Origin of the sequence: Deefgea salmonis (genome assembly GCF_020531905.1) — a bacterium.
GTDB classification, from domain to species: domain Bacteria; phylum Pseudomonadota; class Gammaproteobacteria; order Burkholderiales; family Chitinibacteraceae; genus Deefgea; species Deefgea salmonis.
On sequence record NZ_JAJAWG010000001.1, the window covers coordinates 671,971 to 692,951 of the forward strand.

At 48.3% G+C, this 20,981-nt stretch carries 23 protein-coding genes; 8 read left to right on the forward strand and 15 right to left on the reverse strand.

Features of this window, described 5'->3' with window-relative positions; genetic code table 11:
• Positions 1-37 precede the first annotated feature (37 nt).
• On the reverse strand, positions 38-820 hold the full coding sequence (locus LG219_RS03010) for an inositol monophosphatase family protein (RefSeq protein ID WP_173533886.1): 783 nt from the start codon (positions 818-820) through the stop codon (positions 38-40).
• Positions 821-918: 98 nt separating this feature from the next.
• Between LG219_RS03010 and LG219_RS03015 the strand changes: the two genes are divergently transcribed.
• The gene (locus LG219_RS03015) at positions 919-1,674 is read left to right on the forward strand and encodes an RNA methyltransferase (RefSeq protein ID WP_226763058.1); all 756 of its coding nucleotides are present in this window, start codon (positions 919-921) and stop codon (positions 1,672-1,674) included.
• Between the two features lie 95 nt (positions 1,675-1,769).
• Here LG219_RS03015 and LG219_RS03020 read toward each other — a convergent pair whose 3' ends face one another.
• Together LG219_RS03020 and dcd are read right to left on the reverse strand one after the other, a co-directional pair.
• Positions 1,770-2,126: a carboxymuconolactone decarboxylase family protein gene (locus LG219_RS03020; protein ID WP_226763059.1), complete on the reverse strand. Its 357-nt coding sequence runs from the start codon at positions 2,124-2,126 to the stop codon at positions 1,770-1,772.
• Positions 2,127-2,179: 53 nt separating this feature from the next.
• Positions 2,180-2,755, reverse strand: coding sequence for a dCTP deaminase (dcd, locus tag LG219_RS03025; RefSeq protein ID WP_173533884.1), 576 nt, complete (start codon positions 2,753-2,755; stop codon positions 2,180-2,182).
• Positions 2,756-2,990: 235 nt separating this feature from the next.
• On the opposite strand from dcd, the gene LG219_RS03030 reads away from it, so the two are divergent.
• Both LG219_RS03030 and LG219_RS03035 read left to right on the forward strand, forming a co-directional pair.
• Positions 2,991-3,452, forward strand: a complete 462-nt coding sequence (locus LG219_RS03030) for a peroxiredoxin (protein WP_226763060.1) — start codon at positions 2,991-2,993, stop codon at positions 3,450-3,452.
• A 103-nt stretch (positions 3,453-3,555) separates the two neighbouring features.
• Positions 3,556-4,965 (forward strand): PhoH family protein, encoded by a 1,410-nt coding sequence (locus tag LG219_RS03035; protein ID WP_226763061.1) that lies wholly within the window; start codon positions 3,556-3,558, stop codon positions 4,963-4,965.
• A 79-nt stretch (positions 4,966-5,044) separates the two neighbouring features.
• Here LG219_RS03035 and leuB read toward each other — a convergent pair whose 3' ends face one another.
• From leuB to leuC, 5 genes are all read right to left on the reverse strand, one after another.
• Positions 5,045-6,109, reverse strand: a complete 1,065-nt coding sequence (gene leuB, locus LG219_RS03040) for a 3-isopropylmalate dehydrogenase (protein ID WP_226763062.1) — start codon at positions 6,107-6,109, stop codon at positions 5,045-5,047.
• An 82-nt stretch (positions 6,110-6,191) separates the two neighbouring features.
• A complete protein-coding gene (gene nagB / locus LG219_RS03045) occupies positions 6,192-6,923 on the reverse strand; it encodes a glucosamine-6-phosphate deaminase (RefSeq protein ID WP_226763063.1) in 732 nt (243 codons plus the stop codon).
• Between the two features lie 251 nt (positions 6,924-7,174).
• Positions 7,175-7,813, reverse strand: a complete 639-nt coding sequence (leuD, locus tag LG219_RS03050) for a 3-isopropylmalate dehydratase small subunit (RefSeq protein ID WP_226763064.1) — start codon at positions 7,811-7,813, stop codon at positions 7,175-7,177.
• On the reverse strand, positions 7,810-7,935 hold the full coding sequence (locus LG219_RS03055; RefSeq protein ID WP_226763065.1) for an entericidin A/B family lipoprotein: 126 nt from the start codon (positions 7,933-7,935) through the stop codon (positions 7,810-7,812). Before LG219_RS03055 ends, leuD begins: the two co-directional genes overlap by 4 nt.
• 6 nt (positions 7,936-7,941) lie before the next feature.
• The gene (leuC, locus tag LG219_RS03060; protein WP_226763066.1) at positions 7,942-9,357 is read right to left on the reverse strand and encodes a 3-isopropylmalate dehydratase large subunit; all 1,416 of its coding nucleotides are present in this window, start codon (positions 9,355-9,357) and stop codon (positions 7,942-7,944) included.
• A 609-nt stretch (positions 9,358-9,966) separates the two neighbouring features.
• Between leuC and LG219_RS03065 the strand changes: the two genes are divergently transcribed.
• Complete coding sequence (locus LG219_RS03065) at positions 9,967-10,257, forward strand: helix-turn-helix domain-containing protein (protein ID WP_226763067.1); 291 nt, start codon at positions 9,967-9,969, stop codon at positions 10,255-10,257.
• On the opposite strand, the gene LG219_RS03070 is transcribed toward LG219_RS03065, so the two are convergent.
• Together LG219_RS03070 and LG219_RS03075 are read right to left on the reverse strand one after the other, a co-directional pair.
• Positions 10,254-11,123 carry a radical SAM protein gene (locus LG219_RS03070; RefSeq protein ID WP_226763068.1) on the reverse strand — a complete coding sequence of 290 codons (870 nt, stop codon included), beginning with the start codon at positions 11,121-11,123 and terminating at the stop codon, positions 10,254-10,256. The two genes, LG219_RS03065 and LG219_RS03070, sit on opposite strands and share 4 nt — an antisense overlap.
• Positions 11,113-11,568: a universal stress protein gene (locus LG219_RS03075; protein ID WP_226763069.1), complete on the reverse strand. Its 456-nt coding sequence runs from the start codon at positions 11,566-11,568 to the stop codon at positions 11,113-11,115. Before LG219_RS03075 ends, LG219_RS03070 begins: the two co-directional genes overlap by 11 nt.
• A gap of 108 nt (positions 11,569-11,676) precedes the next feature.
• Here LG219_RS03075 and LG219_RS03080 point away from each other — a divergent pair, with 108 nt between their 5' ends.
• The 3 genes from LG219_RS03080 (at position 11,677) to LG219_RS03090 (ending at position 13,207) form a co-directional block, all read left to right on the forward strand.
• Complete coding sequence (locus LG219_RS03080; protein ID WP_226763070.1) at positions 11,677-12,111, forward strand: acyl-CoA thioesterase; 435 nt, start codon at positions 11,677-11,679, stop codon at positions 12,109-12,111.
• A 2-nt stretch (positions 12,112-12,113) separates the two neighbouring features.
• Entirely contained in the window at positions 12,114-12,527 is a 414-nt protein-coding gene (locus tag LG219_RS03085; RefSeq protein WP_226763071.1) for a tellurite resistance TerB family protein, read from the forward strand.
• A gap of 191 nt (positions 12,528-12,718) precedes the next feature.
• Positions 12,719-13,207, forward strand: a complete 489-nt coding sequence (locus LG219_RS03090) for a DNA-deoxyinosine glycosylase (protein WP_226763072.1) — start codon at positions 12,719-12,721, stop codon at positions 13,205-13,207.
• Here LG219_RS03090 and LG219_RS03095 read toward each other — a convergent pair.
• Positions 13,204-14,889, reverse strand: a complete 1,686-nt coding sequence (locus tag LG219_RS03095) for an ABC1 kinase family protein (RefSeq protein ID WP_226763073.1) — start codon at positions 14,887-14,889, stop codon at positions 13,204-13,206. The genes LG219_RS03090 and LG219_RS03095 overlap by 4 nt on opposite strands.
• Positions 14,890-14,982: 93 nt before the next feature.
• On the opposite strand from LG219_RS03095, the gene LG219_RS03100 reads away from it, so the two are divergent.
• Positions 14,983-15,936, forward strand: coding sequence for an NlpC/P60 family protein (locus tag LG219_RS03100; protein ID WP_226763074.1), 954 nt, complete (start codon positions 14,983-14,985; stop codon positions 15,934-15,936).
• 57 nt (positions 15,937-15,993) lie between these two features.
• Here LG219_RS03100 and astE read toward each other — a convergent pair whose 3' ends face one another.
• The 4 genes from astE to astA all read right to left on the reverse strand — a co-directional run bounded on the left by astE (position 15,994) and on the right by astA (position 20,913).
• Positions 15,994-16,998 (reverse strand): succinylglutamate desuccinylase, encoded by a 1,005-nt coding sequence (astE, locus tag LG219_RS03105; protein ID WP_226763075.1) that lies wholly within the window; start codon positions 16,996-16,998, stop codon positions 15,994-15,996.
• A 72-nt stretch (positions 16,999-17,070) separates the two neighbouring features.
• Positions 17,071-18,426 carry an N-succinylarginine dihydrolase gene (gene astB / locus LG219_RS03110; protein WP_226763076.1) on the reverse strand — a complete coding sequence of 452 codons (1,356 nt, stop codon included), beginning with the start codon at positions 18,424-18,426 and terminating at the stop codon, positions 17,071-17,073.
• A complete protein-coding gene (gene astD, locus LG219_RS03115; RefSeq protein WP_226763077.1) occupies positions 18,423-19,880 on the reverse strand; it encodes a succinylglutamate-semialdehyde dehydrogenase in 1,458 nt (485 codons plus the stop codon). The genes astB and astD overlap by 4 nt, the downstream gene beginning before the upstream one ends.
• 10 nt (positions 19,881-19,890) lie before the next feature.
• A complete protein-coding gene (gene astA / locus LG219_RS03120; protein ID WP_226763078.1) occupies positions 19,891-20,913 on the reverse strand; it encodes an arginine N-succinyltransferase in 1,023 nt (340 codons plus the stop codon).
• Positions 20,914-20,981: the final 68 nt, after the last annotated feature.

Consider the following 20,981-nt stretch of genomic DNA (forward strand, 5'->3'; position numbering starts at 1 on the left):
CCAGGCGAGTCGGAGAGCCATAAACACTGGATCTAATTTATTTTAAATGACCACGAATCAACGATAACATTTGGCCAAATACGCGGGGCGTACCGCACAATACGTCTCCAGAAACGAGGAATTTTTCTTCGCCATTGAGATCGGTCACCAAGCCACCGGCTTCTTGCACCAGCAAAGTACCCGCAGCGATATCAACGAGTTTCAAATCAAACTCAAAGAAACCATCAAAACGGCCGCAAGCTACGTAAGCCAAGTCAAGCGCAGCAGCGCCCGGACGGCGCACGCCAGCGGCTTTTTGTGCCATATCGCGGAAAATATTCAGGTAGTTTTCTAAATTATTGAATTTGGTATACGGAAAGCCAGTGCCAACCAATGCATCTGACAATTCACGTACTTTAGAAACGCGGATACGGCGATCATTCAAGAATGCGCCAACGCCACGAGTCGCCGTGAACAAATCGTTACGATTTGGGTCGTAAACCACGGCTTGCGTGATCACGCCTTTGTGCTCAAGCGCAATAGAAATGGCGTATTGTGGGAAGCCATGCAAGAAATTTGTAGTACCATCAAGCGGATCGATAATCCAAACGTATTCAGAGTTACCGCGACTACCCGACTCCTCTGCTAAAATCGCGTGATTGGGATACGCCTCTAAAATAGTATCAATAATGGCTTGTTCTGCTGCACGATCAACCTCAGAAACAAAATCATTATGACCTTTTTTTTCTGGGGTAATTAAGTCTAAATTATTCGACGCACGTTGAATAACGGTGGCGGCGCGACGCGCAGCGCGCACCGCAGTGTTCAGCATTGGATGCATGACTTCTCACTATTAAAAAAGATCAGATATATTAAGGACGCATTCTACCCGTCTCGCGCAAAAGTATAAACCCGATTATGAATAAAGAATCAAATCAAATGAATGAAACTGCTTGCTTATCCAACATCCGTGTTGTTTTATCGCACACCAGCCACCCCGGAAATATTGGTTCAACGGCCCGCGCCATGAAAACCATGGGCTTAACCCAACTCTATTTAATTAACCCCAAAGAGTTCCCATCTGAAGTGGCCGATGCGCTTGCCTCGAGTGCGCGCGACATTTTGGCCAATGCCAAAGTGGTCACGTCGATGACCGAAGCGCTGGAAGGTACAACCTTACAAGTGGCAATGACCGCCCGCCGTCGCGAGCTATCGCAACCACTACAAACCCCGCGCCAACTCACCCCTGAACTCGTCCAAGCGGCCAGAACTGGCGCTTCTGTGGCACTGGTCTTTGGCGCAGAAACCAGTGGACTAACCATTGCCGAGCTCGAACAATGCAACCGCCGCGTGACGATTCCAACTAACCCTGATTATTCCAGTTTGAATCTATCGCAAGCGGTGCAAATCTTGGCGTATGAATTGCGCACAGCCTGTTTTGATGAAGGCTACGACGACATTCGCTACCTAGAAGAGAATCGAGAGCGCGCCCCACATCAAGCGGTTGAGCTGTTTTTTGAGCATTTCGAAGAAGTATTACTCACGATAGGTTTCTTGAAACCCAATGCGCCAAAACGGCTGATGCCGCGCTTACGTCGTTTATTTGTACGCGCCCAAATGGAGCGTGAAGAACTCGACATCATGCGCGGCATTTTGCGGGCGGCGAGTGAATTTAAAACGAGCACCAAAGATTAATCTTTGTCGTGTTATCAATGCATAAAAAAACACGATCCATCTCAATGGATCGTGTTTTTTTACATCGAGTGCACGAGGGTATTGCTCTGCATACTTTATATTGCGGAATTTTGACCGCCATACTCTTCAAAAGCAAGTAAAGCTTCAGCCCCTGTCATCACACTAGGGCCACCGCCCATATAAATCGCCACTTGCAGCATTTCCATAAATTCAGCGCGCGTTACACCGAGCTTGACGCACGCTTGGGCATGAAAACCCAAGCAACCTTGGCAACGCGCCGCAATGGCAATACTCATCGCCATTAACTCTTTGTGCTTTTTACTTAAGGCGCCCTCAGTATGCGTCGCCTTCGCTGTCTGCATAAAACCCTGTTGCGTTTCGGGGATTTCTTTAGCAAATTCACGGAGTTTTCCGCTGATGTCTTGCACCAACTGTTTATAGCTATGACTCATCGATGACGCCTTGATTCAAGATAAAAATTCGCCTTAAGCTCGCCCGACACAAATCAGGTGCGTGGCAACGTCACGCCAACCTGCCCTTGATACTTCCCTTGGCGATCACCGTAGCTGGTTTCGCACACATCATCGGCATCGGCTTCAAAGAACAACACTTGCGCCACACCTTCATTAGCGTAAATCTTGGCTGGCAATGGCGTGGTGTTAGAAAATTCTAACGTCACATAGCCTTCCCATTCCGGCTCAAATGGCGTCACATTCACAATAATGCCGCAGCGTGCATAGGTCGATTTACCCAAGCAAATGGTCAGTGCATTGCGTGGAATACGGAAATATTCCACCGTCCGCGCCAGCGCAAATGAGTTTGGCGGAATAATGCAATAGCCCTTGCCTGACACATCAACAAAGCTACCTTCGTCAAAATTCTTTGGATCAACAATCGTTGAGTTGATGTTGGTAAACACTTTAAACTCATCCGCACAGCGAATATCGTAGCCATAGCTTGAAGTGCCGTACGATACGATGCGCTCGCCATTCACTTCTTTCACCTGACCTGGAACAAACGGCTCGATCATGCCGTGTTCTTGTGCCATTTTGCGTATCCATTTATCCGACTTAATGCTCATAGTGTGTACTCATTGTAATTGGTGCAGGTTTGTCACAGCCCTGTCATTCAGATGTGACCATTATTAGCCGTATTGTAACGTTATTCAGCGGCACCGCTAAGGGCTTGTACTCAGCAATGCGACTTAATTGCGCCACTTCGGCATTTTTTGTATTTTGCACTCACAAACCTTGCTCAAATACCTGAGATTGCCGACAATAAAGTAAGCATCATCCATCAACCCTGCGGAGTAATTCATGAGTTTAAGCCCTTGCCCAACCCTCACACTGACGGGGACTGGCAATGTCGTATTTGATACTGCAAACCTAAGCAATCAGCGCTTCGTATTGTTTTTCTACCCCAAAGATAGCACCCCCGGCTGCACCACCGAAACCAGCGATTTTCGAGATTTATACCCACAATTTTTAGTTGCCAATTGCGCTATTTTTGGCCTAAGTCGTGACAGCCTAAAAAGCCACGAAAACTTCAAAGCCAAATTAGCCCTGCCTTTTGAGCTGATTTCCGATCCCGATGAAATCGCTTGCGAGGCATTTGGCGTCATGAAACTCAAAAACATGTATGGCAAGCAAGTTCGCGGCATTGAACGCAGTACGTTTGTGATTCAAAACGGCCAGATCATTCAAGAATGGCGCGGCGTAAAAGTCCCCAACCATGCGGCGCAAGTTTTGGCTGTTGTGCAAAGCCTGCCCTCACCGTAATACCAGCAGCGGCCTTATGGCCGCTTTTTTTCAACCCACGTAACACGACTAAGCGCTCTAACACTCATCCTCAAACACAGTCTCACACGATCAGGAGTGCATCATGGCCGCCCGTAAACGTAAAGCCCCCAGTGACAGCAAACTCTTTGTACTAGATACCAATGTGTTGATGCATGACCCCACCTCGATTTTCCGCTTTCAAGAGCATGATGTCTTTGTCCCGATGATGACGCTTGAAGAACTGGATTCCAACAAAAAAGGCTTAACCGAGGTCGCCCGAAATGCTCGGCAAGCCAGTCGTTTTATGGAAGAGCTCGTCGCGGGGATGGAACACAATTTGCATGAGGGTGTTTCACTGACTGCCACCAGCAAAGAGCAAGCCACGGGTCGCTTATTTTTACAAACCGAGGCCATTACCAGCGTCTTACCGGCACAATTACCGATGGGTAAAGCTGACAATCAAATTTTAGGCGTCGTGCACCATCTGCAGCAGATGTACCCCAATCGACAAGTCATCTTGGTGTCCAAAGACATCAATATGCGCATCAAAGCCCGCACCTTAGGGCTAGCAACAGAAGATTACTTTAACGACAAAGTCCTCGAAGACACTGACCTGCTTTACAACGGCATGCGCGAAATTGATCAGCCATTTTGGGAGCGCAACAGCAAAGATTTACAAAGCTGGCAAGAAGGCAATCGCAGTTACTGGAAAATCAAAGGTCCTGATGTTGTCGACCTGTATGTCAACCAGCTGCTATTTCAATCGGGTGAAACGCCGATGCAGGCGCGAGTGATTAGCATCGAAGGTAAAACCGCAGTCCTCGAAAGCCTAAAAGATTATGGCCACAGCAAAAATGCCATTTGGGGTATTGCCGCGCGTAATCGAGAACAAAACTTTGCATTAAACTTATTAATGAATCCCGATATTGATTTTATTTCTCTACTCGGACAAGCCGGCACCGGGAAAACCTTACTCACGCTGGCTGCAGGCTTAGCACAAACCCTTGAGTCCAAAATCTACACCGAAATCATCATGACCCGCGTAACGGTACCGGTCGGTGAAGACATTGGTTTTTTACCCGGCACCGAAGAAGAAAAGATGATGCCGTGGATGGGGGCGCTTGAGGACAATCTGGACGTACTGAACCAAACCGACGCCGAAGCGGGCGACTGGGGGCGCGCAGCAACCCGCGATTTAATTCGCTCACGCATCAAAGTGAAATCACTTAACTTTATGCGTGGCCGAACTTTCCTTAAAAAATTCCTCATCATCGACGAGGCACAAAATCTAACTTCAAAACAAATGAAGACCCTAATCACCCGCGCGGGGCCCGGCACCAAAGTGATTTGCCTTGGCAATATTAGCCAAATTGATACGCCCTACCTCACCGAAGGCTCGTCAGGCTTAACCTTTGTTGTTGATCGCTTTAAAGGCTGGGGCCACTCAGGGCACATCACCTTAACCCGAGGCGAACGCTCACGCTTGGCCGATTACGCAGCAGAAATGCTCTAGTTAGACATATTGATCCGCAATAAAAAGCCCCATCGCAATCTGCGGCGGGGCTTTTTATTAACCGACAAACTATTACAAATTACAAAGCAGCCACAACCGCATCACCCATTGCTGAGCAAGAAACGCGTGTGGTACCTACCTCAAAAATATCGCCAGTACGCAGGCCTTGCGCCAACACCTTTTTAACTGCATTTTCGACGCGCTGCGCCGCTGCTTCATTGTTAAATGTATAACGCAGCATCATTGCCACCGACAAAATTGTCGCCAATGGATTCGCCACGTCTTTGCCCGCGATATCCGGCGCCGAGCCATGGCTTGGCTCGTACAAGCCTTTATTGTTGGCATCCAGCGATGCGCTTGGCAACATCCCAATCGAGCCGGTTAACATCGAGGCTTCATCCGACAAAATATCACCAAAAATATTGCCGGTGACGATTACGTCAAATTGCTTCGGTGCTTTAACCAATTGCATCGCTGCGTTATCAACCAGCATATGGCTGAGCTCAACGTCAGGATATTCTTTGGCCATATCACTGATGATTTCTTTCCAGAATTCAGTCGTTTCCAGCACATTGGCTTTATCGACTGAGCACAATTTTTTACCGCGTTTTTGCGCCGCTTGAAACGCGACATGACCAATGCGGCGAATTTCGCTTTCAGCGTACAGCATGGTGTTAAAGCCTTCACGCTCACCGGACTCATTTACGCGAATACCGCGTGGCTGGCCAAAATAAATATCGCCGGTCAATTCACGCACAATCAAAATATCCAAACCCGAAACGATTTCAGGCTTTAAGGTCGACGCATTGGCCAGCTCTGGATACAAAATGGCTGGGCGCAAATTGGCAAATAGATTTAGGTCTTTGCGAATCGCCAGCAAACCGCGCTCTGGGCGTAATGGACGATCCAATGTGTCGTATTGCGGGCCGCCCACCGCGCCAAGCAAGATCGCATCGGCTTCACGCGCTAATTTTTGCGTAAACTCTGGATAAGGTGAACCGTATTGATCATAAGCGGCACCGCCCAGAGGCGCTTCTTGTAATTCCAAATCTAAGCCATCATTTTTTAAAACAGTGAGCACTTTTTTAGCTTGCGCTACGATTTCTGGGCCAATGCCATCGCCGGGTAGGATCAATACTTTCATGCTGTTCTCGCGGTATTTTGTTTTTAATTTTTAAACGTAGAAAAAGAGGGGCTAGCCCCTCTTTTTAATTCATTCGAAACAATTAATACGATACTTTGTAGTTCACATCGCAGTCGGTCATGACAATGACGCGTGGGTGCGTTTGCAACAAAGATGCAGGCACTTGCGTGGTGATAGGACCATTGAGTGTGCGATCTAAGATCTCAGCCTTCTCTTGGCCTTTAACGACCAACAAAATCACTTTAGCTTGCATAATCGAGCCCATACCCATCGTTACTGCTTGGGTTGGCACTTCATCGATATGGTTAAAGAAACGCTTATTGGCTTCGCGCGTTTCTTCTTTTAAAGTGACTTGATAAGTACCGCGTGACAATTGGCTATCTGGCTCATTAAAACCAATATGGCCATTACCACCGATACCCAATAATTGCAGATCAACTGGACCTTGTTCAAACATCATTTTGTCATACAAACGACATTCAGCATCAATATCAGCCGCATTGCCATCAGGCACATGTGTGTTAGCAACTTGAATATCAATGTGATCAAACAAATTACGCTGCATGAAATTGCGATAACTTTCTTGATGCGTGACTGGCAAACCAACATACTCATCCAAGTTAAATGTTTTTGCTTGCGCAAAGCTCACTAAGCCTGATTGATAGGTTTTAACGATTTCTTGATACAAACCCACTGGCGTTCCGCCAGTGGCCATACCCAATACTGCATTTGGTTTTGCACGCACCATGGCAATAATTAGATCTGCTGCTGCACGATCTAAATCGCTTTGATTTTTAAATTTATGCAAGATCATTGATTTTCTTTCCAAAATTAATTTTGACTCTAAAAGGATACGATAAAATTCGAATAACAATATTGATTCAGTCTAAAAAAATACCGATCAACAAGCCCGAATTAAATATTGCGTAATATTGCGTTTACGACTAACTCATCATGACACGGCAGGCCGCTGACCAGATCGACCTGACAGTCGATACCGCAGTCGAAATTCATTACCCATTCCGATAACGCGCGCAAAATCATCGACGCGCCACAGTTCAATATTTATTTAACAAACAGCCAAGGCTGCGCCGCTTGATGCTGAGCTTCAAACGCTTTAATTTTGTCGCTATGGGCCAATGTCAGGCCAATTTCATCCAAGCCATTGAGCAAACAATGCTTACGATGCTCGGTCACATCAAACGCAAACACCTCGCCGCTTGGCGTCGTAATGGTTTGCTCAGCCAAGTCGATTTTTAAGCGGTAACCTTCAGTTTTGGCTTCAGCAAATAATTGATCAATCACGGCTGCTGGCTGCACAATCGGCAACAAACCATTTTTAAAGCAATTATTAAAGAAAATATCGGCAAAACTAGGCGCGATCAGCGCACAGAAACCAAAATCTTCAATTGCCCACGGCGCGTGTTCGCGCGAAGAACCGCAGCCAAAATTATCGCGCGCCAACAGCACTTGCGCGCCTTGGTTACGCGGCAAGTTCAATTCAAACTCAGGATTGAGCTTGCGCTGACTATTATCCATCCCCGGCTCGCCGTGATCGAGATAACGCCATTCATCAAACAGATTGGGCCCAAAGCCTGAGCGTTTGATTGATTTCAAAAATTGCTTAGGGATGATCGCGTCGGTATCGACGTTGGCTCGGTCCATCGCACACACCAAGCCATCCAAAGAGATAAATGCCTTCATTTTGTCGCTGCCTGATCTATTTCATTACCGACTTTTTTCAAGTCTTTACCAAAGCCTGCCATCGTATTGCAGCCCGTTAACAGCAGCAGTGCGACGACCAGAACGGAAAATAATTTCATCATTATTCCTTAGGCGAAAGTGCGAATGTCAACAAAATGACCCGCAATCGCCGCCGCCGCCGCCATCTCTGGACTGACCAAATGCGTGCGTCCGCCCTGCCCTTGACGACCTTCAAAGTTACGATTTGACGTTGACGCGCAACGCTCGCCTGATTCCAAACGGTCAGCATTCATCGCCAAACACATCGAACAACCCGGCTCACGCCACTCAAAACCGGCGGCGATAAAGATTTTGTCCAGCCCTTCAGCTTCGGCTTGCGCTTTGACCAAACCAGAGCCTGGCACAATCAGCACCAGTTTCACGCTATCGGCTTTCTTCTTGCCGGCAACGACACCCGCCGCCGCACGTAAGTCTTCGATCCGGCTATTGGTACAGGAACCGATAAATACTTTATCAATTTTAATATCAGTAAGGGGGGTATTGGCCGCCAAGCCCATATACTGCAAGGCTCGTGCGTAACTACCCTGCTTAGTGGCATCAGCTTGCACCGCAGGGTCTGGCACACAGCCAGATACGCCCAGTACTTGCTCAGGCGACGTGCCCCACGTGATTTGTGGCTCAATATCTGCTGCTTGCAACACAACGGTGGCGTCAAACACCGCGTCGTCGTCAGAAACAAGGTTTTTCCAATTGGCAACCGCCGCATCCCATTGCTCAGCCGTTGGCGCAAAAGGGCGACCTTTGAGGTAATCAACGGTTTTTTGGTCGCACGCCACCATCCCAGCGCGAGCGCCCGCTTCAATCGCCATATTGCACAGCGTCATGCGGCCTTCGATCGACAAGGCACGAATCGCTTCGCCACCAAACTCAATCGCAAAACCCGTGCCACCCGCAGTGCCAATTTTGCCAATAATCGCCAAAGCGACGTCTTTGGCGGTCACGCCACGACCGACTTGGCCGTCAACACGCACCAACATGGCTTTGGATTTTTTTGCGACCAGCGTTTGCGTAGCGAGCACATGCTCGACTTCCGACGTACCAATACCGTGCGCTAACGCCGCAAATGCGCCATGCGTCGACGTATGGCTATCACCACAGACCACGGTCATGCCCGGCAGCGTCGCGCCATTTTCTGGGCCAACAACGTGCACAATACCTTGGCGTAAATCTTTAAATGGGAAATAAGCCAACGCGCCATATTCTTTAATATTGGCGTCAAGCGTTTCGACCTGTAAGCGAGAAATCGGATCTTGAATCCCTTTTTCCCATTCATTGGTGGGCGTATTGTGATCGGCGGTGGCAACAACCGATGAGTTGCGCCACGGCAAGCGGCTTGCCAATTTCAAGCCTTCAAAAGCTTGCGGGCTCGTCACTTCATGCACCAAATGACGATCAATATAGATTAAGCAAGTACCGTCGGCTTCTTCGTGCACAACGTGGGACTGCCAAAGTTTGTCGTAGAGCGTTTGAGCCATAACAATCATCGCAAAAGAGACTATCGGGGAACTCCCGAAGTTAGCACAGAAGGCATATTGCGACAAGCCGCAATACCCTATTTACCCAACGTTCAATCTTGCTAACAAGGCAGGTTTGAGTCATTTCAAGCCAATCAACCCAGCTAAAAACTGACAGCGCATCGAAAGACTAATTTAACAAAGAACAAACAAGGCGCGCGCAGACAAATTACGCCGAAAACACGAACCCGTTCAAACAGCAAAAAAAACCAGCTTATTCACGACAGATCCGCTATTTTTGTAAGATTTACACAACAGAATGCATCAAAACAGAATGAACACTCGGCACGTCGGCGGAGCAAACACACATTGCATTTAGATTTTTCGCCTAAATCAAGACAAGCAAAGTAGACCGTATTGCTCACAAGCGCATGCGCCATCGATCAGTCAGAGCAATACATCACCCACTTGATGAAATTCCTGCAATTCACAAATCAATCTATCTGCATAACAAAAATAATCGTTTTACGCGAGTAAATAAGACACCATTAATCATATGGAATAGTGCCGTGTTTCTCACTTTGATGACTTATATGATGAAAGAAAATCTAATCATCATGCAATACAAAGGATTCAAACATGACCAAGAAATTCAGCCCGCGCGATATCCGTAAACAATTGGGCATGAACCAGCAAGACTTCTGGAGTCAAATTGGCGTAACGCAAAGTGGTGGCTCACGCTACGAAAGTGGCCGCAACATGCCCAAACCTGTTGCCGAACTACTGCGTGTGGTGCACATCGAAGGCATTGATCTGGCCAAGCTGCGCAAAGAAGAAATTCAAGTATTAGAACTTTTACGCAGCGAACGACCTGAGCTGATGGATGAGTTACTACAAAAAGCACAACAAAATGAAGTAGCAAGCCACTAAGCAGCCAACTTAACGGGCAAGCCCAAAGACATAATTCGTTCAGCGAAGCACTGCATCCACGCCATGGGTGCAGCGCTTAACTGCGGCGCCTCAGCCTGCATCGAAGTACGCGCAATCCCATAGAGCAACACCCCTTTTAGCTTCACACCCGCCTCTATTTGCTGCGCCAAAAACGTTAAATAGGCCTGCAACTCGGCCTCCGTGGGCAACTGCCCATCCACAGCAAACATGCACGTCTGAATCCATGTTGGGCACAAAGCAGCCGCTTGCGCCAAACGGCGCGTGATTTGCTGCCGATTTAAACGAATTTGATTAACCCATTCAAAACCATCCTGCGGCGCACGATCCACCTTAAACCAAACCTCACCTTGCAATGACGCCATTTTTTCAAGCGCAAACTGCACGTGGGCTTTATCGAGCTGACTGCCGTTGGTAATTAATACCACTTTAATTTGTCCACGCAGCGCAAAGCGATCCAATGCGCGCTCAACAATGGCCACACATTCAGCAAACTGCGCAGAAGTCGTCGGCTCACCATTGCCAGAAAATGCGATGTCATTGAGTCGGCGCACACCGTCTGGTACCGCTCGAGTCATAAAATCGCCGTTGACAATCTCTGCCAGCATCAAATCCAACTCCGACTCCAATTGCGGCAACGCAATCTCTGGTGCAGAGCCTCTTTGTAAATCAGGGACTTGGCAATACACACAACGCCAATTACAGGCGTTGTTTGGATTTAAATTAATCCCGACCGAAACCCCACCAGCACGGCGTGACACCACCGGATAAACATACGTTAAACCCGCAATATCTCGCCGATGGTCATTCACCTGTAGCGGTGCTATCCATTGTGTTTTAAGCGACATGCTCAGGCGCTCTCACCAATAAAACCGGCGTTGTAGCATGCCGAAGTACGCCCTCAGCCACACTACCCAGCAACAGATGCGTCAAGCCACCATAACCATGCGTACCCATCACGAGCAATTCGGCATGCCATTTTTCACCCTCATCGACAATCGTGCGGGCAATCTGTCCACCCCAAATTTCAAGCAAACTCACTTCAACCGTTAAGCCGAGCTCTCGCAACTCTTCGGCTCTTGAATCCAGTAAGGCCTGTCCACCAAGTCGCAGCGACGCCTGTAATTGCGGCACATCCAAAAACTCATTGGCACTCCAAGCAAACTGCGCAAGGTCAATCACATGAATCAGCCGAAGTACCGCCCGTTGCTCTCCAGCAAGGCGCTTGGCTTCTTGTAGTGCCGCAGCACTGGTATCACTGTGATCGACGGGCACTAAGATACGTTGATACATAGGGCAAACTCCTCCAAAATAACGACTTTAGCCTTACAAGGTAAAGCTTATTGCAGCAATGCGCTGACACGCTTAAACTCAAAGCAAGATCAATGCTTAAAACTAACTATGCCACGAATTAAACTCGACTTACCAGAGTGCAATCTATTTCAGTGCAATATTACGGTTCGAATCACCGATATTAACTATGGTCAGCATTTAGCACATGATGCCTTACTGGGTTTACTGCACGAAGCTAGGCTGCAATGGCTTGCCCACCTTGGTTATCGCAGTGAAGTTGACATCGGTGGCGCAGGTTTAATTTTAAGTGATGTCGCCGTTATTTTTTTACACGAAGCCTTTTATGGTGACGTGTTGCAGATTCGCCTTGGGATTGACGAAATCAGTCAAACTCGGTTTGAACTTTATTATGATGTCAGCACCCAAACACATCCCATTGCTAAAGCAAAAACAACCATGGCCTGTTTTAGCTATACCGAACGAAAAATCACCGCCCTGCCCGTCCTTTTTCGGCAGGCGATAAAAAGCCAGGAGCAACAATAGAAATGAAAAAGTACCCCAGCAATAGCCCAGAAGCCATGGCACGAATCTTAGTCATGCAAATGATGTGTGACGGCAGCTTTGATCCAGAAGAAATCGAAGAACTAGAGCATTTACGCGCGTATGAAATTCTTGGCATTACCCGCAAAGGCTTTATCCAAGTACTACAAGCTTACTGCGCCGACATCAGCGATGAAGCCGATGAAAACGGTCAAATTCGCTTAATTGACAAGCAACGCATTGACGACCTACTTGAAACCATTGATGAGCCACAAAAACGCCTGCAATTGGCTGCGCTGGCACTGGATATTGCCAAATCAGACCAAGAAATTTGCGATGCTGAACTGGCCGTATTTAGCCGCATGCTGAAAAAATGGCACTTATCGCTAGATGATTTAGCCCTTGCTTTTGGCAACTAAATACATCCTCTGAGCTCAACGCAACACGCCTCTGAGCTCGACCGGATTGCATCGACCCAACGCCTTCGCTCATTGACGATCAGAAGAAGGCGTTGGCTAGGTAAGTCGATCACGAGAATCAAAACCACTGCAGCACTGCGCCCAAAAAGCAATATTCAAAGCGCTACCGACCTTAAGCATCAACGCCCCCAATGCAAAAAGCCAGCTTTAATGCCGTTTTTGACCCACACTGCCGGCTATTGATACTCGGCAGTTTACCTGGCGACGCCTCCCTGACTGCAGGGCATTACTACGCCCATCCAAGAAATGCATTTTGGCCCATCATCAGCCAGCTCATTGACGTCGACTTAACACAGCGCCCCTTTGCTGAACGCTACACCCTGATTAAGCAGCACGGCATTGCACTCTGGGATGTGGTGCAACAAGCGAGCCGTGTTGGCAGCCTAGATACGGCGATTCAAGCACCGCAATTGAACTCACTACATACTTGGTGCACTGAGCTCGATCAATTGCAGATTGTTGCCTTTAACGGCCAAACTGCCGCCAAATATGGCAGCAAGCTTATACCTGGGTATATAAAGCAAGTCGTTTTACCATCAAGTAGTCCGGCATATACCCTGAGTTTTAACCAAAAATGTCATACTTGGCTCACTGAGCTTGCGCCCCACTTAAAAACCTAACGCTCATCTTTACCTGACGCCCAAATCGCAAACATCAGCCACATGGCATTCACCAAAGCCACAATAAAACCCAAAAACCCCAACAGTGGCATACCAAATAAAGTCGGGCCGGTTTTAATCGTCATTGCAATCGACGAACCAATAATCAAGGCACCAGTCACAATCCCCATCGTTAAACGATTGGCACTTTTAGCCAGTAAACTGCCAAAACGATCCAAGCGTTTTAAATCCAAATCGACCTTCAAACTCCCCCGTCTCGCTTGTTTGATCAATTTACCAATATCACTGGGCAAACCGGACAACACACTCAAGGCTTCAAACACATTATCTTTGCCGGTTTTAAGCCAAGCGGTTGGACTCAATCGCTCAAAAATGACCTCTTTCACAAAAGGCGCTAGATGCGGCACCATTTTAAAATCCGGATCAAGCTGACGCCCCAAGCCTTCCAAAGTAATGAGCGCCTTAAACAGCAGCGTCAAGTCCGAAGGCAATGTAATTTCATGGTCACGCATAATGACGGCAACGTCGTTGAGCATATGCCCAAAAGGAACGTCTTTTAATGGCAGATTTTCGTAATTAAACATAAAATCGGCAATATCACTGGCCAACTGAGTTTCATCAACCAACGTGTCGCCCGTCCACTCCAACAACACATTCAAAATACCGTGTTCATCCCGTTGAGATAATGCCGCCAATAAATCGACGATTTGATCGCGTCGCGGCCGTGGCAATCGCCCCACCATGCCAAAGTCTAAAAAGGCAATGCGGTTACCCGGCAAATACTTCACATTCCCCGGATGCGGGTCCGCATGAAAATAGCCATCAATCAGCACCATTTTAAGCACCGCATCTGCGCCACGTGCCGCCAATACGGTTCGATCCATACCCGCAGCATCGACCGCAGCTAAATCATTACCCGCAATACCGCCAATATAACTTTGCACATTCAAGCTCTCGCCTGTCCATTGCCACCAAATGCGCGGAATTTCAATATCGTCATGCCCAGCAAAATTTTGTACGAAACGCTCTAAATTGCGCGCTTCGGTCGACAAATTAAGCTCTCGACGAATTGACTTGGCAAATTCATCGACAATGCGCACCGGCTGATAGCGACGTAAATCAGGAAATTCAAATTCAGCCAAACTGGCGACATGCCGCAAAATACGTAAATCTGCCTCAATTTTGGCGATAATCCCGGGGCGACGGATTTTTAATACAACCTCAGTACCATCTTGCAATTGCGCTCGATGCACTTGGGCAATCGATGCCGACCCGACCGGAATAGGATCTAAAGCTTTAAAAATCACATACGGATCATCGCCTAATAATTGCTGTAACTCGGGCAATAAAACGGCGAAATCCAAAGGCGGTACTTCACTTTGTAATTTTTCAAATTCAGCAATCCAATCTGGGGTAAACATATCCACCCGAGTGGCCAAAACCTGCCCCAATTTGATGAATGTCGGCCCCAATTGCTCTAATGCTTTTCGCACCCGTACTGCAGGTTCTAACAACTCAACTTCATGCTCGCCGGGTAAATGCAAAGCATCACTAGCGCGTTCTATGCCTTTGTTCAAGCCTAATTTTTGCACCAAATTGCCAAGACCATAACGAATTAAAATCGCTACAATCTCCCTCACTCGAGGTAAATCTCTAACAACAGTGAACGTTTCTTTCAGCATTAAGTCTTATTTCCTTAAATCAAACCAATAAAATTCGGAATTTTTCAATTTTATGCTTTACAGCCCGATTGCACATCCGTACAGTTCCTGCCCATGAAATGGATCATCATTCTAACCACACTTTTAAGCTTGAGCGCGCAATCTGTCTATGCCGACGAGGAAATGCCGATTGGCGAAGTTGCGACCCCAAGTAGCTGGGCCAGCAAGCCTAGCGGCAATTCGGCGAGTAGAGCGAAGCGCAACAAAAAACCCACTGACAAACAGACAGAAAAACAAGCTGACTATACACCGGCTCAAGATTTACTTTTATCGGCAATGAGCTTAATTGGCGTGAAATACACTTGGGGCGGCAATACGCCTGAGTCTGGGCTCGATTGCAGTGGATTTATTCGTTATGTTTTTCAGAATTCGATGAATTTAACCTTGCCGCGCACGGCTTTTGAAATGGCGCAAAAAGGCAAAACCATTGATAAGTCAGAATTAAAACCGGGCGATTTGGTTTTTTTCAACACCTTAGGACGCACTTTCTCTCACGTTGGCATTTATCTGGGCGACAATCGATTTATTCATTCACCCCGTGCAGGGCGCAGCGTGGAAGTGGCCAATATGGGCATTAACTATTGGACCACGCGCTTTACCGGTGCGCGTCGAATCGCCGATACTGGCAATACCGACGGCTTAAACGTCAACGCCATGCTCGCCGCTAGCAGCAATGAAAACAAACGCAGCGCCGTAGCAACGACCGCAGTCAGCAGTGGCAGCAAGCGAGTGTGTAAAAAAGTCGTGACCGGCAAAGGTAAAAATAAAAAAACTGTGACGCAATGCGCAACGGTTAGCAGCAAGCCAAGCACGGCACAGGTTCGCACGACAAAAGCACAAAAAAGCACGGTTGCCAGTCGAAAACCCAGCAGCAAAAAAGTGACCGCAACGAAAAAAGCAACCTCGGCAAAAAAAACCACCAGCAAACCGGCCACTAAAACACCGACTAAAACCGTGACTAAAACCAGTACGGCCAAACCAAAAACAAGCAGTCAAAACAAAAAATAATTCATTTCGCCCATAAAAAAGCCATTCAAAACGAATGGCTTTTTTATTTTTTGGCGTTTATGCGTCAAAATCTTTAGCAGGCACAATCACCAAGCCCGCTCGCAAACCCGGCGGCACATCGGGATTCGGGAAAATAATCCGCGCGTCAGCTTCTTCAACAATAAATTGCTCACCCTGATCTTCCGCCAAAATCAAACCTTGCGCTAAAGGCGTGAAATTATCGGTTTTTGCATCAATGGCAAATTTAAAATCATTGGTTTTTTTAATCACTTCACGCGAAACACGGAATACTTGCACCTGTTCCGGCACGAGATCTGGCGTAGGTAATTCGCCTTGAATTAATTGCTGTAAATAGCTCGCCATTTTAGATAAATCAATCTGCTGATTTTCACCAAATGGACGCGCACTCCCCAGTTCGATGGTAAATGCCGCAGCATTACAATGCCGGCTGGAAAAAAACGAAAAGGTACTCGATACCGTCGATTGCAATAACACCGTATCCACGCCCGCCAATGACAAACGCGCGATTTCAACCGTAGAAAAGGTATTGCCCGGTTTAGGTAGCGGATAAATTGCAAATTTTTCAATCAAAGAGCCATGAATTGCGGTATGTAAATCGTAATGAAAGCGTGGTTTTTTGGCTGCTGCATTAGCTTGAAAAAACCGCATCACATGCATTTCGAGCATGGCGGCGCGTCTTTTTTCAATGCCATCTTCTACTTCGGGCGTACGAGAAAAGAGTCGATTCATGTCTTCTTCAACAAACCGACAACCAGATCGCAAAGCCGCCACATTGCCAAAAATAAACAGCACCCGCGCGCGCACCTTAATCGCCCCCAACATGATTTGCTCAATCAATTGATCGACCAATTCAACCGGCGCAGTCTCATTGCCGTGAATGCCGCAAGAAATAACCAGATCCAACGCCGTGTTATCGATGTCTTGCGGTTCGAATCGAATCACGCCCTCATCCATGACCTGGACGCCAGCCCCAGTTGGCAAGCAGTACGGCAAGGCGATGGCGGTATTTCCTGATAATGTTTCTTGTAAAAAACGACTCATTTGCACTTAACCCAAGGGAAATCGATAATGGTGAGCTAATTTTAGCAGGATCAGCCCATGACACGGGCGTTCTTAAACATCCACGCCTTGCATCTGAAACGGATAAATCGAGCCTAATTGCAAAATCTGCGTCAATTCATCCAATGCGCTACGCACTTCAATTAAAAAATCCGGGTCAAGTAAATCAGCTTCGACTAAACGATCACGATAGTGCCGCGCAACCCACTGCGTCAGCCGTGCATACAGCGCGTCGTTCATCCATACACCCGTATTGACCGCGTTGGCCTCAGCGTCGTTTAAAGCCACTCGTAAGCGCAAACAAGCGGGGCCGCCGCCATTTTGCATACTTTGCTTTAAGTCATACACCAGTAACTCGTTAATCGGGCCACCATCAGCTTGCAATGCTTGCAAATAAGCCCAGACCGCAGGCGTATTGCGACATTCTTCGGGAATGACCAAACGCTGACTACCATCGGATTTGGCCAGCAATTGGCTATTAAACAAATACGACTTCACCGCGTCAGCCACGCTCACAACATGGCGCGGCACTTCAATAATGTGTAGTTGCCCCGCCATTTTGGCCGTTAACTCGGCATACACTTGCTCAGCAGCTAAAAACGCATCTTGATGACAAAACAATACGTTTTGATTGCCCACCGCAATCACATCATTATGAAATACCCCAGCATCAATCACCGCAGGGTTTTGCTGTGCCAACACCGTGTGACTAGCGGCTAAACCATGCCGACGAATCACCGCCTCGCTCGCTTCTCGAGTTTGTCTGGCCGGATAGCGCTGCGGCGCAATTGCGCCGCCCCAATGCTGACGGCCATAGACAAAAAACTCGACCCCTTGATCGGCATAGTCATGACACAGCCGAGTATGATTGGCCGCACCTTCATCCCCCAAAGCTGCAAGCATCGGCAACGCATCGTGCACCATAAAATGCTGCGAATCAGCAAAAATGCTTTTTAGCGTGCGGGCGGTTTGTTTGTGCTCGATGGCACGGTGAAATTTATTTTGTAAATTCGCCACCGTAAAATGCACTCGACCATCTTGCGTATCGGCTGATGGACTGACCGTCGCGGCATTGGCGGTCCACATCGAAGACGCAGAGCTCAATGAAGATAAAAATCCCGAAGGGGTATTGCCCATCGCAGCAATGATTTCGGCGTCGCTACCCGCATACCCCAGATCGCGCAGCATCCACAACGCCGGCCGTTCTTGCGGCGGCAATACGCCTTGGCGATAGCCTAAATCGGCCAAGGCCTTCATCTTGGCTAAGCCCTGCAATGCCGCTTCGCGGGGATTGGCCACTTGATTGGCATTGCCCGTTGACGCCACATTGCCAAACGAGTGACCACCGTAATGGTGTGTTGGCCCCACCAAACCATCAAAATTGGCTTCAAATGCCCGTACTGAACTCATAAACTCATCCCCACCGGCAACTGAGCGGGTAATTGCAATTGCTCGGCTTCAATCGAGGCCACCGGATAGGCGCAATAATCGGCGGCATAATACGCACTGGCGCGATGATTGCCCGACGCGCCAATACCACCAAATGGCGCGGCACTGGATGCGCCGGTCAGCGGCTTATTCCAATTCACAATCCCTGCGCGCGAAGCACGCCAAAAATACTCATATTGCGAGCGCGAGTCAGACAATAAACCCGCGGCCAGACCAAATTGCGTGCGATTGGCCAGCACCAGCGCTTGATCAAAATCGGTATAACGCTGCACTTGCAGCAATGGACCAAAATATTCTTCATCCGGTAGATCAGCCAAACCGGTCACATCCAAAATGCCTGGCGACAATAAGGCGGTATTGGGAATCAGTCGCTGCATGGCCAATAAAGTGTGCGCGCCTTGAGCTTGCAAACGCTGCTGCGCCGCCAGCATGGCATCGGCCGCCGCCAGTGAAATCACCGCACCCATAAAGGGCTGGGCTGGCGCATCCCAAGTACCGACTTGTAAAGCAGCGGTCACCGTAATCAAGCGCGCAATAAACGCATCACCCCACGCACCAACCGGCAATAGCAAACGCCGCGCGCAAGTACAACGTTGCCCCGCAGAAATAAACGCCGATTGAATCACATGGTGGATTGCCGCATCAACGTCACTGACTTCCTCCACCACCAAAGGATTATTGCCGCCCATTTCTAGCGCCAAAATCTTATGTGGCGCACCGGCAAATTGGCGATGCAAGGCATAACCAGTATTTGCACTGCCGGTAAAGTACAAACCATCTAAATCGGCATTGGCAGCCAGAGTAACGCCCGTTTCACGCCCGCCTTGCACCACATTCAGCACCCCTGCTGGCAAACCGGCAGCAATCCATAACTCAGCGGTTTTTTGCGCAGTCATCGGCGCCAATTCAGACGGTTTAAATACCACGCAATTGCCTGCCAGCAACGCCGGCACAATGTGGCCATTGGGTAAATGGCCGGGGAAATTATACGGACCAAATACCGCGACTACACCATGCGGCCGATGGCGTAACACGGCTTGCGCATCGCCTTGCTGCGCCTCTTTATAGCCGGTTCGCTCCTCGTAACTTTTGATCGAAATCTCGATTTTATTGACCATGGTTGCCACTTCGGTCAACGCTTCCCAACGCGGTTTGCCCGTTTCAATGCCAATCACATCGGCCAAACTGGCTTGATTGGCTTTTAATAGCTCAGCAAAATTGCGAATCAACGCCGCGCGTTCCGCAAACTGCAAATCACGCCAAGCAATAAACGCGGCACGAGCGGCACAAACCGCCTCCTTCACGTCATCTTCATTGGCAGCTGCACCTTGCCAAACAATGTCTTGTGTCACTGGATTACGCGAAGAAAAAACCTCACCACGGCCAGACAGCCAATGCCCATGAATTAATTGCATACTTTTTCCTTTAAACCTTTGCGGACAAAGGCACAGCACGAACAGTCGCGTCATGCGTTAAATTTAAGCGTTTTAATACTTCGCTAGTCAGCGGCAAGACGCCATCTTGGGGCAAAGACACCGCTAAAGTGACTCTAAAATCAGTCAAGCTTCGATTGCTCACTAACCAGACTGAGCCATCCACCGGCTCGGTAGCGACGGCCAAAACGGGAAACACCGCGCTGTCTTTGATGGCACGAATATCCGCCAAACTACACTCCAAGCTTGGACCGGCGTCAAAAATATCGACATACCCTTGGTAACGAAAGCCTTCCGACTCCAGCAAAGCGCGTGCCGGTTCAGTGGCCGGGTGCACATGCCCCAAAGCGGCTCTGGCCTCATCGGATAAAAAGCAGGTATAGATCGGATGCTTAGGCATCAATTCTGCAATAAACGATTTACTACCGACGTAAGAGAGAAAATCTGCTTTAGCAAAATCCATCGTAAAGAAATGCCGACCTAAGCTTTCCCAAAATGGCGAACGACCGGTTTCATCCGAAACTCCGCGCATTTCAGCAATCACGCGCTCAGAAAATCGATCGGGAAACTCAGCCATAAACAAAAACCGACTTTTCGACAGCAAAGCACCATTACCATTGCGGCGATAGCTTGGCTTTAAAAACAAAGAGCACAGCTCGCTTGAGCCGGTTAAATCGGAAGTTAAAAATAGCGTCGGCAGTTGCTTATAGATTTGCATTTCACGCGAAGCGTGCACCGAAAGCCCTACTCGGTAGTTGTACCAAGTGTCATGCATCCCCAAAGCAGCTTCTACGCCACAAATACCGACGATTTGTTGGCAATCATCGTCTTCAAGCACGAATAAATAGCTGGCATCGGCCAAGTCAAGTTGGCCATCAAGGCTTAAATTACTGGTTTGAATGCGCGCACTTAAGCGCTCAGGATTGGGCTGTAACGTTGTAACGCCTACACCCGCGGTCGCTGCCAAAGCAAGGAGCGCCTCTAGATCTGCGGGGACGATCGGGCGTATTAACATGGTCTTCAACTAAAAATGGAATATAACCAATGTAGCAAAGTGTAGAAAAACCGCGTATCGGTACTATC

What these genes read in the sequence shown, in the direction of transcription:
- LG219_RS03010 (WP_173533886.1), bottom strand. Translation starts at nt 820, where the DNA reads ATGCATCCAATGCTGAACACTGCGGTGCGCGCTGCGCGTCGCGCCGCC.
- LG219_RS03015 (WP_226763058.1), top strand. Translation starts at nt 919, where the DNA reads ATGAATGAAACTGCTTGCTTATCCAACATCCGTGTTGTTTTATCGCAC.
- LG219_RS03020 (WP_226763059.1), bottom strand. Translation starts at nt 2,126, where the DNA reads ATGAGTCATAGCTATAAACAGTTGGTGCAAGACATCAGCGGAAAACTC.
- dcd (WP_173533884.1), bottom strand. Translation starts at nt 2,755, where the DNA reads ATGAGCATTAAGTCGGATAAATGGATACGCAAAATGGCACAAGAACAC.
- LG219_RS03030 (WP_226763060.1), top strand. Translation starts at nt 2,991, where the DNA reads ATGAGTTTAAGCCCTTGCCCAACCCTCACACTGACGGGGACTGGCAAT.
- LG219_RS03035 (WP_226763061.1), top strand. Translation starts at nt 3,556, where the DNA reads ATGGCCGCCCGTAAACGTAAAGCCCCCAGTGACAGCAAACTCTTTGTA.
- leuB (WP_226763062.1), bottom strand. Translation starts at nt 6,109, where the DNA reads ATGAAAGTATTGATCCTACCCGGCGATGGCATTGGCCCAGAAATCGTA.
- nagB (WP_226763063.1), bottom strand. Translation starts at nt 6,923, where the DNA reads ATGATCTTGCATAAATTTAAAAATCAAAGCGATTTAGATCGTGCAGCA.
- leuD (WP_226763064.1), bottom strand. Translation starts at nt 7,813, where the DNA reads ATGAAGGCATTTATCTCTTTGGATGGCTTGGTGTGTGCGATGGACCGA.
- LG219_RS03055 (WP_226763065.1), bottom strand. Translation starts at nt 7,935, where the DNA reads ATGATGAAATTATTTTCCGTTCTGGTCGTCGCACTGCTGCTGTTAACG.
- leuC (WP_226763066.1), bottom strand. Translation starts at nt 9,357, where the DNA reads ATGATTGTTATGGCTCAAACGCTCTACGACAAACTTTGGCAGTCCCAC.
- LG219_RS03065 (WP_226763067.1), top strand. Translation starts at nt 9,967, where the DNA reads ATGACCAAGAAATTCAGCCCGCGCGATATCCGTAAACAATTGGGCATG.
- LG219_RS03070 (WP_226763068.1), bottom strand. Translation starts at nt 11,123, where the DNA reads ATGTCGCTTAAAACACAATGGATAGCACCGCTACAGGTGAATGACCAT.
- LG219_RS03075 (WP_226763069.1), bottom strand. Translation starts at nt 11,568, where the DNA reads ATGTATCAACGTATCTTAGTGCCCGTCGATCACAGTGATACCAGTGCT.
- LG219_RS03080 (WP_226763070.1), top strand. Translation starts at nt 11,677, where the DNA reads ATGCCACGAATTAAACTCGACTTACCAGAGTGCAATCTATTTCAGTGC.
- LG219_RS03085 (WP_226763071.1), top strand. Translation starts at nt 12,114, where the DNA reads ATGAAAAAGTACCCCAGCAATAGCCCAGAAGCCATGGCACGAATCTTA.
- LG219_RS03090 (WP_226763072.1), top strand. Translation starts at nt 12,719, where the DNA reads ATGCAAAAAGCCAGCTTTAATGCCGTTTTTGACCCACACTGCCGGCTA.
- LG219_RS03095 (WP_226763073.1), bottom strand. Translation starts at nt 14,889, where the DNA reads ATGCTGAAAGAAACGTTCACTGTTGTTAGAGATTTACCTCGAGTGAGG.
- LG219_RS03100 (WP_226763074.1), top strand. Translation starts at nt 14,983, where the DNA reads ATGAAATGGATCATCATTCTAACCACACTTTTAAGCTTGAGCGCGCAA.
- astE (WP_226763075.1), bottom strand. Translation starts at nt 16,998, where the DNA reads ATGAGTCGTTTTTTACAAGAAACATTATCAGGAAATACCGCCATCGCC.
- astB (WP_226763076.1), bottom strand. Translation starts at nt 18,426, where the DNA reads ATGAGTTCAGTACGGGCATTTGAAGCCAATTTTGATGGTTTGGTGGGG.
- astD (WP_226763077.1), bottom strand. Translation starts at nt 19,880, where the DNA reads ATGCAATTAATTCATGGGCATTGGCTGTCTGGCCGTGGTGAGGTTTTT.
- astA (WP_226763078.1), bottom strand. Translation starts at nt 20,913, where the DNA reads ATGTTAATACGCCCGATCGTCCCCGCAGATCTAGAGGCGCTCCTTGCT.